The sequence below is a fragment of the Nodosilinea nodulosa PCC 7104 genome (genome assembly GCF_000309385.1).
Taxonomy (GTDB): domain Bacteria; phylum Cyanobacteriota; class Cyanobacteriia; order Phormidesmidales; family Phormidesmidaceae; genus Nodosilinea; species Nodosilinea nodulosa.
Genome location: NZ_JH976537.1, coordinates 2,485,695 through 2,500,125, shown reverse-complemented (window position 1 = coordinate 2,500,125; position 14,431 = coordinate 2,485,695). Strand labels below are relative to the sequence as shown.

Annotated in this window: 17 protein-coding genes; 8 read left to right on the top strand and 9 right to left on the bottom strand. The window is 59.3% G+C overall.

Annotated elements, in window-relative coordinates; all coding sequences use genetic code 11:
• Nucleotides 1-195 precede the first annotated feature (195 nt).
• Nucleotides 196-1,866 (top strand): flavin monoamine oxidase family protein, encoded by a 1,671-nt coding sequence (locus LEPTO7104_RS33555; RefSeq protein ID WP_155523603.1) that lies wholly within the window; start codon nt 196-198, stop codon nt 1,864-1,866.
• Between the two features lie 28 nt (nt 1,867-1,894).
• Here the strand turns inward: LEPTO7104_RS33555 and LEPTO7104_RS0111520 are convergent, their stop codons facing one another.
• Complete coding sequence (locus tag LEPTO7104_RS0111520; RefSeq protein WP_017298732.1) at nt 1,895-2,620, bottom strand: Bax inhibitor-1/YccA family protein; 726 nt, start codon at nt 2,618-2,620, stop codon at nt 1,895-1,897.
• 388 nt (nt 2,621-3,008) lie between these two features.
• Here LEPTO7104_RS0111520 and LEPTO7104_RS0111515 point away from each other — a divergent pair, with 388 nt between their 5' ends.
• Complete coding sequence (locus LEPTO7104_RS0111515; protein ID WP_155523602.1) at nt 3,009-3,503, top strand: hypothetical protein; 495 nt, start codon at nt 3,009-3,011, stop codon at nt 3,501-3,503.
• 30 nt (nt 3,504-3,533) lie between these two features.
• On the opposite strand, the gene LEPTO7104_RS0111510 is transcribed toward LEPTO7104_RS0111515, so the two are convergent.
• The gene (locus LEPTO7104_RS0111510) at nt 3,534-5,120 is read right to left on the bottom strand and encodes a glucose-6-phosphate isomerase (protein WP_017298730.1); all 1,587 of its coding nucleotides are present in this window, start codon (nt 5,118-5,120) and stop codon (nt 3,534-3,536) included.
• A 144-nt stretch (nt 5,121-5,264) separates the two neighbouring features.
• Nucleotides 5,265-5,633 (bottom strand): cyclic nucleotide-binding domain-containing protein, encoded by a 369-nt coding sequence (locus LEPTO7104_RS0111505; protein ID WP_017298729.1) that lies wholly within the window; start codon nt 5,631-5,633, stop codon nt 5,265-5,267.
• A 175-nt stretch (nt 5,634-5,808) separates the two neighbouring features.
• Between LEPTO7104_RS0111505 and mscL the strand changes: the two genes are divergently transcribed.
• Both mscL and LEPTO7104_RS0111495 read left to right on the top strand, forming a co-directional pair.
• On the top strand, nt 5,809-6,237 hold the full coding sequence (gene mscL, locus LEPTO7104_RS0111500) for a large conductance mechanosensitive channel protein MscL (RefSeq protein WP_051158495.1): 429 nt from the start codon (nt 5,809-5,811) through the stop codon (nt 6,235-6,237).
• Between the two features lie 237 nt (nt 6,238-6,474).
• Complete coding sequence (locus LEPTO7104_RS0111495) at nt 6,475-6,681, top strand: DUF2949 domain-containing protein (RefSeq protein WP_017298727.1); 207 nt, start codon at nt 6,475-6,477, stop codon at nt 6,679-6,681.
• A gap of 189 nt (nt 6,682-6,870) precedes the next feature.
• Here LEPTO7104_RS0111495 and LEPTO7104_RS0111490 read toward each other — a convergent pair whose 3' ends face one another.
• Nucleotides 6,871-7,230: a single-stranded DNA-binding protein gene (locus LEPTO7104_RS0111490; protein ID WP_017298726.1), complete on the bottom strand. Its 360-nt coding sequence runs from the start codon at nt 7,228-7,230 to the stop codon at nt 6,871-6,873.
• 337 nt (nt 7,231-7,567) lie between these two features.
• Between LEPTO7104_RS0111490 and LEPTO7104_RS0111485 the strand changes: the two genes are divergently transcribed.
• From LEPTO7104_RS0111485 to mreD, 3 genes are read left to right on the top strand one after another with little or no spacing between them, the layout of a single operon-like run.
• Nucleotides 7,568-8,602, top strand: a complete 1,035-nt coding sequence (locus LEPTO7104_RS0111485) for a rod shape-determining protein (protein WP_071527222.1) — start codon at nt 7,568-7,570, stop codon at nt 8,600-8,602.
• Between the two features lie 33 nt (nt 8,603-8,635).
• Nucleotides 8,636-9,460 carry a rod shape-determining protein MreC gene (gene mreC, locus LEPTO7104_RS0111480; protein WP_071527221.1) on the top strand — a complete coding sequence of 275 codons (825 nt, stop codon included), beginning with the start codon at nt 8,636-8,638 and terminating at the stop codon, nt 9,458-9,460.
• Between the two features lie 59 nt (nt 9,461-9,519).
• Nucleotides 9,520-10,029, top strand: coding sequence for a rod shape-determining protein MreD (gene mreD, locus LEPTO7104_RS0111475; RefSeq protein WP_017298723.1), 510 nt, complete (start codon nt 9,520-9,522; stop codon nt 10,027-10,029).
• Here the strand turns inward: mreD and LEPTO7104_RS33550 are convergent.
• From LEPTO7104_RS33550 to LEPTO7104_RS0111450, 5 genes are all read right to left on the bottom strand, one after another.
• On the bottom strand, nt 10,026-10,769 hold the full coding sequence (locus tag LEPTO7104_RS33550; RefSeq protein WP_017298722.1) for an HAD family hydrolase: 744 nt from the start codon (nt 10,767-10,769) through the stop codon (nt 10,026-10,028). The two genes, mreD and LEPTO7104_RS33550, sit on opposite strands and share 4 nt — an antisense overlap.
• 201 nt (nt 10,770-10,970) lie before the next feature.
• Nucleotides 10,971-11,468 carry a D-aminoacyl-tRNA deacylase gene (gene dtd, locus LEPTO7104_RS0111465; protein WP_017298721.1) on the bottom strand — a complete coding sequence of 166 codons (498 nt, stop codon included), beginning with the start codon at nt 11,466-11,468 and terminating at the stop codon, nt 10,971-10,973.
• Complete coding sequence (locus LEPTO7104_RS33545) at nt 11,456-11,968, bottom strand: HIT family protein (RefSeq protein ID WP_017298720.1); 513 nt, start codon at nt 11,966-11,968, stop codon at nt 11,456-11,458. The genes dtd and LEPTO7104_RS33545 overlap by 13 nt, the downstream gene beginning before the upstream one ends.
• A gap of 58 nt (nt 11,969-12,026) precedes the next feature.
• The gene (locus LEPTO7104_RS0111455; RefSeq protein WP_017298719.1) at nt 12,027-12,458 is read right to left on the bottom strand and encodes a QcrA and Rieske domain-containing protein; all 432 of its coding nucleotides are present in this window, start codon (nt 12,456-12,458) and stop codon (nt 12,027-12,029) included.
• 29 nt (nt 12,459-12,487) lie between these two features.
• Nucleotides 12,488-13,651, bottom strand: coding sequence for a CobW family GTP-binding protein (locus tag LEPTO7104_RS0111450; RefSeq protein ID WP_051158494.1), 1,164 nt, complete (start codon nt 13,649-13,651; stop codon nt 12,488-12,490).
• A gap of 53 nt (nt 13,652-13,704) precedes the next feature.
• Here LEPTO7104_RS0111450 and LEPTO7104_RS0111445 point away from each other — a divergent pair, with 53 nt between their 5' ends.
• Nucleotides 13,705-14,376, top strand: coding sequence for a DNA-3-methyladenine glycosylase I (locus LEPTO7104_RS0111445; protein ID WP_017298717.1), 672 nt, complete (start codon nt 13,705-13,707; stop codon nt 14,374-14,376).
• The last annotated feature ends 55 nt before the right edge of the window (nt 14,377-14,431 follow it).

Genomic DNA, 14,431 nt, shown 5'->3' with positions numbered 1-14,431 from the left:
GCAACGGGCACCAAGGTATCAGTATAGGAAGGATAGGGCGCGAAACGCAGTTTTTAGGCGAGCAGATGGCTGGCCGCCAACCGTCTGCCGGTGGAACTACAATGGGATTTGTCAATTATTTACAAACGAAATCGGTGTGTTGCCCTACAGCCTTTCTTTCCAGCCTGGGCGAGGCAGCAGACCTGCGGCATTTTTATGGCACACACAGCGCTATTTCAGCTTTTGCAGCGAGCCGTTGCGAAGGCTTCTCTGTCTGAAAAATTTTCATCAGCCTATTCTGGGGGTTCCGAAACAGAGGCTCCTCACCCCAATGTTTCCCTATCGCGGCGGAGTCTGCTGCGCTGCTCAGCCCTGGCGGCGGGGGCTTTGGCCCTGGGCGAGCTGAAGCATGCCGAGCAGTCTGCGCCCGGCTCAACGCCGCGTATCGCAGTGGTGGGCGGCGGCATTTCCGGGTTAACTGCCGCCTACACGCTGCAAAAACTGGGCCTGGCGGCCACGATTTACGAGGCCAAGCCCTACGTGGGCGGGCGCATTCAGTCACGCACGGGGCTGATTGTGCCTGGGCTGGTCAACGATCTGGGGGCAGCCTTCATTAACTCAGACCACGCCGATTTGCTCGCCCTGGTAGCAGAGCTGGGGCTAGAACTCTTCGATCGCCGCACCCTGACCGAGACGCTGCCCTTTCCGGAGGTGGCGTTTTACTTTGAGGGCCGCACCCTGAAGGAATCGGAACTGGTGCAGTCCCTGCTGCCCTTAGCCACCCAGATTGGCCGAGACGGGGCGCTGCTGGTCAGCGATTTTGACCGCTACGCACCCCGGTTTGATGCGCTGTCGGTGGCAGGCTATTTGGATCTGCACCAGGACAAGATTGGACGGCAATACGTGCGATCGCTGCTAGAGGCCACTATTCGCACCGAGTACGGCGTCGAGGCCCACGAGTCCTCGGCGCTACAGCTGATCTACAACCTGCCTCGGGTGCGCAATCGGCGGGCTGAGCCGCTGGTCGCCGATGAGCTGTTTCTGGTTAAAGGCGGCACCGGGCGCGTTCCCCAGGCCCTGGCAGAGCGGCTGGGAGAATCGGTGAAAACGGGCTGGCGGCTGCGATCGCTGCAATCCCACGGCAGCGGGTTTCGGCTGCAATTTGAGCCGGGGGAGATCGAGGCCGACTACGTCATTCTGGCCATGCCTTTTCCGGCCCTGCGGCGGGTCGATCTGGCCCTGGACCTGCCGTTGCCGCTGCGTCAGTTCATCGCCGAATGCGGGCCGGGGCGCAACGAAAAGCTGTTTGCCAGCTTTACCCACCGTCCCTGGCTCCAGCCCAGGGGCTTTACGGGCGGGGCCTGGAGCGATCTGGGCTACAGCGGCCTGTGGGATGATACCCAGCGCCAGCCGGAGCGGCATCAGGGCGTTTTGACCTTCTTTTTAGGCGGCAGCGAGCCAGACCGAGCCGAGGGCAGCGTGACCGAGCAGGGCCGCCAGCTGGTGGGCAAGACAACGGCTTTCCTGCAAGATCTGGAGACGGCGGCAGGCGATCGCTACGCCCGCACCGCCTGGGCCAAGGATCCCGACTTTGGCGGCAGCTACAGCACCTTCAGGCCGGGGCAGTACCTCAGGTTCAAAGACTTTCTCTACGTCGAGTCCGACCATCCCTCAGAGCGCCAGAGCGTGCGGGTGGGCAACCTGGCCTTTGCCGGAGAACAGTTTAGCGACGAGTACTACGGCTACATGAACGGGGCCGCCCAGACGGGACGGCTGGCGGCGGGGGCCATTTACGAGGCGATCGAGAATCCCCTGCCAGCAGGTGTTTCCCCTCTCTCCCACACAAAAGCCCTGCATCCAAAAGAATGCAGGGCCTTTACGCTGTAACGGAGGGATACTGCGATCGCGGCAGGCATTAGTCGCGGTTGATCGCGATCAGCAGGCGCAGGATAAACACAAACAGGTTGATATAGGTGAGGTACATCGACAGCGCCGCCGATAGGTACTGCTCATCTTTGTAGGTGCGGGGTAGAACAAAAAAGTCCACCACCGAAGCACCGCAGAACACCAGGACGCCCAGACCAGAAATGGCAATGTCAAGGAACTGGGGAATGGGGCCGCCAAAGAGGGAAAAGATAAATTGCCCCACCACCGCAATCAGCACAGCCACAATGCCGATGCCGATTGTGCGGGTCAGGGCAAAGCCGTCTTCTTCCGAGAGGTTGGAGCCAATTTGGCGAGCCGCGATGAAGACAATACCGCAGGCCAGGGCCGAAAACCCAATGCCGGTCACCCCTACTCCGCTTGTGCCCAGGGCAACGGCCAGCAGGCCGCTGAGGGTGTAGCCGGTAAGCAGGCTGTAGGTGGCGAGCAGCGGTAGGGCGGTGCTGTTGTTGCCCTTAGCGGCTACGTTCATAGCCACAAAGAACAAAACAATTTGGGCGATGAATGCCACCCAAAAGGTGGGCATAAAGATGGCCGGGTTGCTGGCCATCACGCTCAGGCCGCCAAAGGAGCCCAGAGCGGTTAAGATCAGGCCGCCGCCGACGAAGGGCAGCGCGTTTTTGATCACGTTGGGGCCGACTAGGGATTGCCCCTTGGCCTTACTGATGGCTTCACGAAAATTGCTGGTATTACTCAAAGCCCTATCCTCATACAACGCAATAGATTTGGCAAAATAGATTTAGCTACCCGGGGTAGAGCGACGGCCCTTTTGGGCCGGTCTTTGACCATCGCACAGCTCGATAACAAACTTGAGAGACAGCTTAACCGCTAAGCCCAGGTAATTGTTTTTCCTTATCTAAATTTTAGTCAACTTTACCGAATTCGGTAGGCAGCCCGAGGTGTGGATATCTGCCCGTTGGTTAGCCTAGATGGAGGGCCGGTTTCCGGTTTGCCGGGCAGGTGCAGCTACCAACACAGTGACCACACTTGCGAGGACAGGAACTATGGAGCTTGGCACGGGGCAAAACAGGGCGTTAAAGCCTCCAAAGACCAGTTTTTGGAGGCTACCGCGAGGCTGGCGGCGCATGCTCTGGGGCGCAGCAGGGGCCGGAGCAATGCTGTGGGCTATGGGTGTTCAGGCCCAGGAGGTCACCACCGTTCAGTCCGACGTCCAGGCCGACAGTCAGCCGGACCGCATTATTCGCCCTGGCAATCGGGTGATTATCCGGCAGTCGCCGGTTATTATTCGGCAGCCATCGGTGATCATTGTGCCCTATCCCCGCCCCGCTCCCGAGACGGAACGGGTCAGGGTCGAGTTTGACGCCCGGGGCAGCGACTGGGGCGCGGTCTACCTGGACAACCGCCTGGTCTATCGCCCCCACAACTTCGATCGCCAGGAAACCCTCTACCTGCCCCCCGGCGGCTATCGGCTCGAAATTACTGGGGTGGTGCGCTCCGATCGCTGGGCCAGCGGCTACCTGGATCTGGGCCGCGATAGCTCCAGGGTGGTCGTCATCCGTTTCTCCAAAGCAGAGGGCGTGGCGGTTTCAGGTAGCCCCTACGTTTGGATTCCTGACTAACGGAGCGCTGCAGCACCGCGCCGACAACGCTTACAGGGCCGCGATTTTAATCGCCTCTGGGTGGCCAGGGTTGCCGTGGATGACCAGGCTGCGCTGGTTGGCGTGGAGGTGGCGCGCGATCGCATAGATCGTCTCCACCTGATCGGGTGCCCCCGCCCGCGCCGCCAGTTCGCTCAGGCTGAGGGGCTCAGCACTCTGAGCCAGCGCATTGACGACCGCATGCTGAAGCTCCAGCACTCCGGCGGCGGCCTGCTTGCCCGCCTCCACCCCTGGCTGGTGGTAGGCGTTGATATTGACCAGGGAGGCGTAAAAGCCCACGGCTCGCTCGTAGAGAGCAATCAGAGCGCCGACGGTGTGAGCGTTGACCTCGGGCAGGGTCAGCGTGATAGAGCCGCGGCGGTTTTCGTAGAGGGCTTTGCGGGTGCCCTGCAAGAAACCAAAGAGAAAGTCGCCGCTGGTGGCACCGGGCTCCATTTCCACCGAATCGCCCTCTCGATCCTTCAGCACCTCGATAAAGGTGACAAAGAAGCTGGCCACCCCTTCGCGCAGCTGCTGCACGTAGGCGTGCTGGTCGGTGGAGCCCTTGTTGCCGTAGACGGCAATGCCCTGGTAAACCAGGTTGCCATCCAGGTCTTTTTCTTTGCCCAGCGACTCCATTACCAGCTGCTGCAGGTAGCGGCTAAACAGCAGCAGACTGTCTTTGTAGGGCAGCACCACCATGTCTTTTTCACCCTTGCCGTTGCCGGCGTAGTACCAGGCCAGAGCAATTAGCGCGGCGGGGTTGCGGTGCAGGTCGGGGACGCGGGTGGCGGCGTCCATCTCCTTAGCGCCGCCTAAAATCGAGCGAATGCTGATGTTTTGCAGGGCGGCGGGCAGTAGCCCCACCGCCGACAGCTCAGAGGTGCGCCCCCCCACCCAGTCGCGCATGGGAAAGGTGGCCAGCCAGCCCTCGCTGAGGGCCTGTTTTTCTAGCTTGCTGCCCCGCCCGGTAACGGCAACGGCCTGCTTGGGGAAATTTAAGCCCCGCTGCTCGAACCGGGTGCGCACCTCGACCATGCCATTGCGGGTTTCGGCGGTGCCCCCCGACTTAGAGGTAACAATCACCAGGGTGGTGGGCAGTTTGTCTTCGAGGCGGGCCAGCAGGCGATCGATGCCTTCGGGATCGGTGTTGTCGATAAAGTGAATGTCTAAGGGCGGAAAGTCTGGCCCCAGGGCCTGGGCGACAAACTGCGGCCCCAGGGCCGAACCGCCAATGCCAATGGAGAGCACGTCGGTAAAGTGCTCTTGGCCGGGGGGATAAATGCTGCCGGTGCGCACCTGGCTGGCGAACTGCTCAATACTGGTCAGGGTTTCGAGAATGTCCTGCTTGAGTTCAGGGGTGGGGGCGAGGTCGGCATCGCGCAGCCAGTAGTGACCCACCATACGGTTTTCGTCGGGATTTGCGATCGCCCCCGCCTCCAGGGCGGCCATATCCGCAAAGGCCTTTTCAAAGCGAGGCTGCATGGCAGCGACAAACTCATCGTCAAAGCCCATGCGGCTAATATCCAGGTAAAAGCCCAGACCTTCATGGTAGTAGAGCCAGTCTTTGTAGCGTTGCCAGAGCGCGGAGGCGTCCATCCTGTAACTCCTCGGTCTAAACCGTATTCACTAATGTCCTGAGGTGCAGTTTAGGATAGGACGGCGACGACAACAAAAAGGGTGGCCAAACATACAGCCCGACATCCCCCTGCCAAAGTAAGCCCTGCTGCCCCCAGGCTTCGCTCAGGCGGCCTTGAGCGCCCGCAGCCGGGTTGAGAGACTGCGAATGACCTCCAGGGCAAACATCGGCGTTTCCTGCACCAAAAACTTAAAGTGGGCTTCATCGACCAGCGCCAGGCGACAGTTGGTCTTAGCCACCGCCGTAGAAGCCCGCAGGTGGGGAATCTGCACCAGCGCCCCTTCCCCAAACACATCTCCGGCGGCAATGGTCTCAACCACGCGGCCATTGATCCAAAGCTCGACGGTTCCCTCAATCACTCCGTACATAAAGTCCCCAACGGTGCCGACCTCAAAGATCGTGTCCCCGGCCATAAATTCCTTTTGGGCAGGGGCCGTCATCAACAGCTCAACGACTTGAATCGGGTTTAGCATAGGTCAGCGTTTGCTCGCAGAGGCCGTCGCAATTCTATAGCTCTGCCGCCTCAGGCAGGGTTAACGCTACTTTAAGCTCCTCCCCCTTAGCTCAAGCAATGATATTGTTCTAGGCAAATGTTTGGCTTTCCTTCGAGAAAGTGCTGTTCCATCCGTATTTAAGGACTCAGGAGACATGGCTAATGGACAAGCTCGGAATCGAGCAGTGAACTCCGCTGGGGGCTTCATGCGAGATTTTAGAGAGTTTCTCATGCGCGGCAACGTGATTGATTTAGCCGTTGCTGTGGTTATCGGTGCGGCTTTTAGTGCCATCGTTAATTCGTTTGTCGCAGATATCATCACGCCTCTTCTGCTCAATCCTGCCCTGAAAGCAGCGGGAGTTGAGGATATTGCCAATCTTTCTGCCAACGGCGTCAAGTACGGATTGTTTCTCTCGGCTGTAATCAACTTTGTGGTGATTGGATTTGTGCTGTTTGTTCTGATTCGCCTGTTTGAGAAGGCTAAACGAAAACAGGACGTCGAGGCAGCCGCAGAACCATCCATCGAAGAAAAGCTAAACGATACCCTCACTCGGCTGACTGCGGTCGTAGACAGGAAGCTCTAGCGCCGCTGCGGTCAACACCCTGGGGGATGGGCTTGAATAGGCGGCGCAGAGCCCCATCGCCGAATCGTCGCTCGCCCATCCCGCAGCTGCACAAGCTGAACTAGATCAGGCCCTCAATTGGGCTGCTATTCCCAAAGGGTTTCTGGGGATTGGGAGCCCCCTTGCCCTGGGGCAGAGGCAAGGTTTGACCAGAGTCGCTATAGTGGCAGCTAATTACACGCCTCTAACCCAAGTCCTATGGCTTCCCACCGCCAAAAGCAGCTAATTGAATTTCTACAGACGGAGCTGGCCGTTTCATCTGAAGCGATCGCCATGGGGCTGCGCAAAGCAGGGCAAACCACAAACCTGCTGCCTATGGCCCTCTGGCAGTACGGTCTGGTGACCACAGAACAGCTCAGCCAAATCTTCGACTGGCTTGAGGAGGTCGGCCCCGCCGCTCTGTAAGGCTTGTGACTGGCTCGCTCTGGTTCTGGGGCAGAACCTAGTATTCGAAGGCTGAAATATCTCCACCGTTTTGGCGCGCTTGGCTCCCTAGCTCCCCTGCTCCCTAGCTTGCCGGAATAGTCTCTAAACCTCCGCCTCAGAGTAATAGCTGCCTACTCCTATCGCTTGAGGGCATTGTCCAGAGGCTTTCTAAAACTCGTCGTCGCTATAGCTCATGGCTGACTCATTGTCGCGGCGAGAGCCCAGCAAATCGAGGCGATCGACCCGCACTACGGGCTTGGATCGGGCGGCTCCGGTGGAGCGATCTTGCCAGTGGTCAAGCTTGAGGGCACCGCTCACACCAATTAGGCTGCCCTTGCGCACGTAGTTGGCCGCCACCTCAGCGTTTTTACCCCACAGCTCCAGGTTAAACCAGTCGGGCTTATCGTCTCGACTGGAGCGCCGCCGCACTGCTAGGGTGAGGTTGCACACTACCGTGCCCGACTCAAAATACTTTACCTCTGGGTCGGTGCCGACTCGGCCTACCAGAGTGACTACGTTAATCGTCATCGCTACTTGCCCAATGCACGTTCCCGCATTGTAGGCGAAACCTCAGGCAAATCGTCAGGGTAATATCGAGAGCAGCGGGGAACTTATCCGGCGGGTCTCGCGTCTGGGATCAGGCTGTTGGCGAGTCGGAGCTGAGCTAACCCGATTAAATCCTCAAAGCCCCGCCGCACAGCAGTTTTCTACGGAGATTCGTTTTTTCGTTATCAGATGCTTATTTCATCACTGGACGCACCGATACGAAACGTAATAGAATCCACATCGGCATCGGCGTCAGTCCTCGGGGTTGCGCTTGGGCATTGGTTCACTGTTTTTTCTTAGTGTAGGGGCGTTATTGCCTGTGGCTCTCTTCGACAGATTTTCTCGCGACATGGGTATTGACCTGGGCACGGCCAACACCCTCGTATATGTTTCTGGCAAAGGGGTGGTCCTGCAAGAACCCTCTGTAGTCGCCATTGACCAAATCGAAAAGAAGCCTTTGGCGGTGGGAGAGGAAGCCAAGCGCATGCTGGGCCGCACCCCCGGCAATGTCTTGGCCCTTCGCCCTCTGCGCGACGGTGTGATCGCTGACTTTGACACCGCCGAGCTCATGCTTAAGCACTTCATCCGCCAGGTGCACGAAGGCCGTACTCTGGTGTCCCCCCGTATCGTCATTGGCATCCCCAGCGGCGTAACGGGCGTGGAGCGGCGGGCTGTAATGGATGCAGCTCAGCAGGCTGGGGCTCGCACCGTCTATTTGATTGATGAGCCGGTAGCCGCTGCGATCGGAGCTGGGCTGCCCGTAGCCGAACCCACCGGCAACATGATCGTCGATATCGGCGGCGGCACCACCGAGGTGGCGGTGCTGAGCTTGCAGGGCACGGTGCTGAGTGAATCGGTGCGGGTGGCCGGTGACGAGTTGAGCGAAGCTATCTCCAGCTACATGAAAAAGGTGCACAACCTGGTGGTGGGGGAGCGCACCGCCGAGGAGATCAAAATTACCATTGGCTCAGCCTACCCCAGCCCCGATGACCACGAAATTGCCATGGATGTGCGGGGCCTACACCTGCTGTCGGGTCTGCCCCGCACTGTGACCGTCAAGAGTGCTGAAATCCGCGAGAGCATGGCGGAACCCCTCTCGGTCATTGTGGAGGCCGTGAAGCGCACCCTGGAGCGCACTCCGCCTGAGCTAGCGGCTGACATTATCGATCGCGGCATCATGCTAGCTGGCGGTGGTGCTCTGCTCAAGGGTCTAGATACCCTGATTAGCCACGAGACCGGCATCCTGGTGCATGTCGCCGCTGACCCGCTGAGCTGTGTGGTGCTGGGCACCGGGCGAGTGCTGGAGAACTTTAGCCAGATGGGGCGGGTCTTTAGCGGGCGATCGAGCCTGTAGAGCCCCGTCAGAGTCGTCATCTACCCAGAACCTATGTTTGCTCTACGCCGCTGGTGGACACGTCATGCCCTCAAGGCGGGAATGGTTACCCTGGCCGTTTCCTCAGCTTGGCTATTGCGGGCTAATGATGGGGCCATGATCTACGAGGCCTATAATTGGGTGACCCGGCCACTGCAGCCGGGCCTCAGCCGGGAGCAGCAGTTCGAGAACAGCTATATCCTTGAGCTGCAGGAGCGTATTGTAGAGCTCGAAAACCAGAACCGAGTCCTGCACACCATGGATGACTATGAGTCCACGGCTACCCAAAAGGGCATCCGGGCGGCGGTCATTGGTCGTGCTGCCGATCACTGGTGGCAGCAGATTGTGCTCAACCGGGGTAGCCGCCAAGGGGTAGCGGTGGGCCATGTGGTCACTGGTCCAGGAGGGTTGATTGGGCGCGTGGTGGCGGTTTCTCCTAACACGGCGCGAGTGCTGCTGATTAGCGACCCGACCAGCCGGGTGGGGGCAAAGGTCAGCCGTACCAGGGCCATGGGGGTCGTGCGAGGGCAGTCCAACAATCGGGTAGTGATGGAGTTTTTTGAGAAACTTCCCGATGTCAAGGCGGGGGATGTAATTGTCACCTCCTCCTACAGCCGTCTGTTTCCAAAAGATATTCCGATTGGGCGGATTGAATCCATCGACCTGACCAAGAGTCCGGCTCCGGAGGCGGTGATTCAGTTGTCGGCACCTTTGCCCATTTTAGAGTGGGCAGAGGTGCACCCCTTTGAGCCGCAGGAGACCGTAGATGCCCCGGTGCTGCCCGGCGCTACTCCCGAAAATGGAACGATTCCAGAGAGTGGTAGCGAGTCTAGGCCATGACTACAGGGACGCGGATATCGTCACTACCGTTATGGCGACAGCCCTGGGCTATCAACAGCATGGTTACGGCCGCTTCGGTGCTGGTCTGCCTGCTGCTGTTGCCAAGCCGAATACCGGGCATGGAGCTGCTGGGGGTAGCGCCCCACTGGCTTTTGATCTGGGTGGTGGCCTGGAGCGTCAAGCGCACCCAGTGGCAGGGGGCTGTGGCCGGGCTAGTGCTGGGGCTACTACAGGACGCCATGACCTCTCCTCACCCGACCCATACGCTGGGTCTCATCGTGGTGGGGGTGCTGACGGCGAGACTGCAAAAGCAGCGCTACTTGCAAGAGGACATCATATCTGTGGCGCTGATTGTGTTTGCGATGGCGGTGATTGCGGAGACGGTGCTGGCGCTGCAGATTAGCCTGAACCAGCTTCTAGCGGCTGACTCGCTTTACCCCTCCCTGGGAAAAATTTGGCTGTACCACCAGCGCATAGCCCTGAGCTCCGCTATTTTGAGCAGCCTGTGGGCCCCGGCGCTATACTATCCGCTCAACCGCTGGTGGGATCGCTACTCGCCTGAGCCCTAAGGACAAAGATGACGCTGGGTTAGGGTAACGCGCTGCTGAAGCTTTTGGCAGGCTGTCCAGAGATCGGGTAGCAGGTGAGTAGGGCGGAAGCCCTGTAAGTAGCTGCTACTGCGGATGCCGCAGGTGACCGCAACGGTATCAATGCCGAGGGCTTGACCGGCCATAATGTCTGCCTCGGTATCGCCGATCATCCACGATTGGCGCAGGTCATAACCCTGGCGCTGCTGGGTGGCGATCGCATTTCTAAGGCGTTCTATCTTGTGGCTGGCCTGGTTTTGGTAGGCCGCATCTACCCTGGGCATACCGTAGAGATCGCTAATCGCCCAGTGCAGAGCGTGCTGATCTAAAAACTGCATGACCTGATCGGGGGGGCGCAGGGTTACCAGGACCACGCGCACTCCGCACTGGTGCAGCAGTTCTAGACCAGCCCGGGCCTGGGGCTGCACCCGATCGCGATCGAGCAGGGTAGCATGGTTGACAATGCGGCTAACCTGGGCCAGAAAAGCGTCGATATGGGCTCCTTCTAGCCCAGACCAGTGGGCAATTTGCCGGTCGGGTAGGCGGTTTTGTTTAAAGGTCCAAAACTGAGACTTTGACAGATAGCGAATGGCTAGCTCCTGGCCCTGGAGCCGCCCCTGGGCCTGCACCCACTCTAGACCCTGGCGGTAGGTGGCGTAGTAGCGCTCAGAGACATCGGCAATCGGGCCGTCAAAATCGCAAAAAATGGTGATCGCAGACATAGACTACAGCCGCTCCCCGCCGTTATAGGCGACCCGGATTGATACCATCAAACATTGATATATATAAGCTTTGTTAATAAATTCTTTACAAAAATCAAAGCTCATTTACTTTAGCAACCCAAGTCTAAAATGACCACTGCGTATTCCCGTAGGCCGTTGGGTCACCGGATACCGCCGCCTGGACCAGGCCCTACGGAAGACTTACAAAGCCTTGGCGAGGTCGAGCCCCTGGGCCTCGCGTTCAAGCAGCAGCGTGACGGGGCCATCGTTGGCAATGCTGACCTGCATCGTGGCTCCAAACTGGCCGGTAGCCACCCGCAGGCCGCTAGCGCCTAGCCGAGCCACAAACTCTTCGTAAAGAGCCTGGGCCTGGGTCGGTGGGGCTGCACCATCAAAGGACGGTCGCCGCCCCTTGCGGCAGTCACCGTAAAGCGTGAACTGACTGATGACCAGAATTTCGCCTTGAATATCTTGGACGGATAGATCCCAGCGTTGGTTTGAGATCGCCCCTTCAGGGCTATCGGTGCCTACCGGAAACAGCCGCAGATCTAGACACTTGCGCGCCATCCAGGCTAGTTCTGCGGCGGTATCGGTGGGCGCAATGCCGACGAACAGGGTTAGTCCCCGGCCAATTTGGCCAATTGTCTGCCCCTCTACCGCCACGCTGGAGGTTGTTACCCGCTGAATTACGACTCGCATTGTGTCGACGCTGTCGGCGCAAATTTTTGCTGCCACACCGCTCGAATACGGGCGGCGGCTTCGGCCATGGCCGCCTCGGTAGGGGGCTTGCCTAGGGTGCGAAACACTTGCAGCTCCAGCCCTTTTAAGCCCAGCTCCTGGGGGTTGTGGCCGTCGGGGTAGCGGGGTTGCAGCACAAAGTGTACGTGGTAGGGGGGTTGGTCAACCCAGAGGCTGATGTAGACCCGCTCGGCCTCCATCGCCAGGGCGATCGCCTCTGACATCTGCTGCAAAAACGGCCCCAGCGAGGCCGATTCGGCCATCGATAGTTCCCACAGGTTTTCGCGGTGGGTGCGGGTCTTGATTACCACTGACCCCAGACCGTAGGGGCCAACGCAGTGATCGGCTACCCACCAGGCATTTTCGGCGATGGTGCCGCCGGATACCGCCTGGGTTCCGGCCAAAATTTGGCAGGCCAGGCAGTCGGGGTGGAGTTGGGAGAGGGGGCCGCTAGCGGTCATGGGGATGAGAATGCCGGGGGGAGACAATAGGGCAGATAAGGCTTTTGGGGCAGGTGACTTAAGCCTTAACCATGACCTGCTCGCCTTCGATCTTGGCCTCAAAGCTGGTTAGAGGTTTTGGCGGTGGGCCACCGCTGACCGTGCCGTCTGGGTTAAAGCGCCCGCCGTGACAGGGGCAAACGAATAGCCCCTGGCCGCCTTCCCACGCGACCGTGCAGCCCGCATGGGTACAGACTGTGCTCACGGCCAGTACAGCCCCTGAGCCGCTGGGGTCACGAATGACAGCCAGTTTTTTGCCCTTTACAGCCTCGCTGGTCAGGCTGCCCTGGGCATCTAGATCGGCAACTGTCCCAACGGGAACAAAGCTGCCGCTACCGGCAGCATCGCCGGATGAACTGGCGGTATCAGACTGGCAGGCCGCGATCGCAACGGGGAGCGAACTGGCCAGTAGCCCCAACCCAAGCAAATTGTTAAAGTCTCGACGTTTCATAGCCTGAGGTGTCCTATTTAGGTGTCCTACTATTTACCAAATCCCTGGCCCCGCTTTACGGAGGGCAGGCATAGACAGGCGTTGAGCTGCTGTCGCAGGGCATCGTGGTCGAGATTTTGGCCAATCAGCACCAGCTGGTTTTTAGGCTCGCCCTTCCACTCGTCGTCGTCTAGGGAAAAGCGCTTGCCGCTGAGGTGAAAGATGTGGCGCTTGGGGCTTTCGTCAAACCAGAGAATGCCCTTGGCCCGAAACACCGACTCGGGCAGCAGGTTGTCTAAAAAGTGCTGGAACTTGCGGATGGCAAAGGGGCGATCGCTGGCAAAGGACAGCGAGGTAAACCCATCAATGGCCAGGTGGTCAGAGTGGTAGTGCCCCTGCCCATGATCGTGCCCGTGGTCGTGCTCACAGTGGCCGTGATCGTGGTCGCAGTCGCTGTGGTCGTGGGCCTCATGACCGTGGGCCTCATGGTCGTGGTGATCGTGGCCATGGTCGTGGTCATGGGCGTCTGGGGCAGCGTCAGAGCCAAAGTATTTGTCTGACTCGAACAGCCCCACACTTAAAATCAGCGGCAGCGGCACCTCTGACCTGGTGGTGCGCAAAATCCGCGCGCCTTCTTTCACGTCGCGAATTTTGACCTCCAGCAGGTCGAGATCCGCATCATCCACCAGATCGGCTTTATTTAGCAGAATGATGTCGCCGTAGGCAATCTGGTTGTGGGCCGCCTGGCTGTTGAACAAATCGAGGCTGTAGTTCTCCGCGTCCACCACCGTCACAATCGAGTCGAGCCGGGTCATGTCGCGCAGTTCGGTGCCCAAAAAGGTGAGGGCAATGGGCAGCGGGTCGGCCAGCCCGGTGGTTTCCACCACCAGGTAGTCGATTTTGTCCTGGCGCTCCAGCACCTTGTACACCGCCTCCATCAGGTCGTTGTTGATGGTGCAGCAGATGCAGCCGTTGCTGAGCTCGACCATGGTATCGTCGCTGTTTTCGGTGGCGATTAGCAAATCGTTGTCGATGCCAATTTCGCCAAACTCATTCACCAGCACGGCGGTTTTAAGCCCTTCCTGGTTGGCCAGAATGTGGTTGAGCAGGGTGGTTTTGCCGCTGCCCAAAAAGCCGGTGATGATGGTGACGGGCAGGCCGTGTTTGGTGTCATCCATAGCCTGGGGCGCGATGGGGGGAGCAGCGGTAGACATGGAGGTGCTGGAAGGTACAGGACATTCTCCATACTAGCGATCAATCTGAGGTCATGACTGTTCCGAGCGCGATTGTTTGGGCGGGCGATCGCTCCCGCCAGCTTGACCAGTACAATTGCATTGTCCTAGCTCTGCGATCGCCCATGTCCCCATCCCCCGATGCCCTCCCCCGCTGCGGCTGGGTCCACGACGACCCAATCGAGGTGGCCTACCACGACCAGGAATGGGGCGTGCCGCTGCACGATGACCGCAAGCATTTCGAGTTCATCATTCTCGACGGCTTTCAGGCCGGGCTGAGCTGGATCACGATTCTGCGCAAGCGCGAAAACTTTCGCGCCGCCTTCGATGGCTTTGACCCCGAGGCGGTGGCCCGCTACGACGCGCTGAAGCATCAGGAACTTCTAGAGGACGCAGGCATTGTGCGCAATCGCCTCAAAATCGCCGCCGCCACCCGCAACGCCCAGGCCTTTCTCAAGGTGCAGGAGACCTTCGGCAGCTTCGATCGCTACATCTGGCAGTTTGTCGATGGCCAAACCGTGCAGAATGCCTGGGCCACCCTAGCCGCCGCCCCCGTCCGCACCGCCGCCTCCGACGCCATGAGCAAAGACCTGAAGCAGCGCGGCTTTACGTTTGTGGGGTCCACCATTTGCTACGCCTACATGCAGGCGGCGGGCATGGTCAACGATCACACCATCGACTGCTTTCGCCATCGGGAGTTGGCCTAGCAGTGAAGGTGGGCGGCGGCACGTAACCTTTGCAACCCCATCTAGATCTTCTAAC

Bases quoted from the DNA above. Each gene is read 5' to 3' on its own strand.
- dtd (WP_017298721.1), bottom strand. From the start codon at position 11,468: ATGCGAGTCGTAATTCAGCGGGTAACAACCTCCAGCGTGGCGGTAGAG.
- LEPTO7104_RS0111445 (WP_017298717.1), top strand. From the start codon at position 13,705: ATGACTGTTCCGAGCGCGATTGTTTGGGCGGGCGATCGCTCCCGCCAG.
- LEPTO7104_RS0111495 (WP_017298727.1), top strand. From the start codon at position 6,475: ATGGCTTCCCACCGCCAAAAGCAGCTAATTGAATTTCTACAGACGGAG.
- mreD (WP_017298723.1), top strand. From the start codon at position 9,520: ATGGTTACGGCCGCTTCGGTGCTGGTCTGCCTGCTGCTGTTGCCAAGC.
- LEPTO7104_RS0111515 (WP_155523602.1), top strand. From the start codon at position 3,009: ATGCTCTGGGGCGCAGCAGGGGCCGGAGCAATGCTGTGGGCTATGGGT.
- LEPTO7104_RS33555 (WP_155523603.1), top strand. From the start codon at position 196: ATGGCACACACAGCGCTATTTCAGCTTTTGCAGCGAGCCGTTGCGAAG.
- LEPTO7104_RS0111450 (WP_051158494.1), bottom strand. From the start codon at position 13,651: ATGTCTACCGCTGCTCCCCCCATCGCGCCCCAGGCTATGGATGACACC.
- LEPTO7104_RS0111490 (WP_017298726.1), bottom strand. From the start codon at position 7,230: ATGACGATTAACGTAGTCACTCTGGTAGGCCGAGTCGGCACCGACCCA.
- LEPTO7104_RS33545 (WP_017298720.1), bottom strand. From the start codon at position 11,968: ATGACCGCTAGCGGCCCCCTCTCCCAACTCCACCCCGACTGCCTGGCC.
- LEPTO7104_RS33550 (WP_017298722.1), bottom strand. From the start codon at position 10,769: ATGTCTGCGATCACCATTTTTTGCGATTTTGACGGCCCGATTGCCGAT.
- LEPTO7104_RS0111510 (WP_017298730.1), bottom strand. From the start codon at position 5,120: ATGGACGCCTCCGCGCTCTGGCAACGCTACAAAGACTGGCTCTACTAC.
- LEPTO7104_RS0111455 (WP_017298719.1), bottom strand. From the start codon at position 12,458: ATGAAACGTCGAGACTTTAACAATTTGCTTGGGTTGGGGCTACTGGCC.
- LEPTO7104_RS0111505 (WP_017298729.1), bottom strand. From the start codon at position 5,633: ATGCTAAACCCGATTCAAGTCGTTGAGCTGTTGATGACGGCCCCTGCC.
- mscL (WP_051158495.1), top strand. From the start codon at position 5,809: ATGGCTAATGGACAAGCTCGGAATCGAGCAGTGAACTCCGCTGGGGGC.
- mreC (WP_071527221.1), top strand. From the start codon at position 8,636: ATGTTTGCTCTACGCCGCTGGTGGACACGTCATGCCCTCAAGGCGGGA.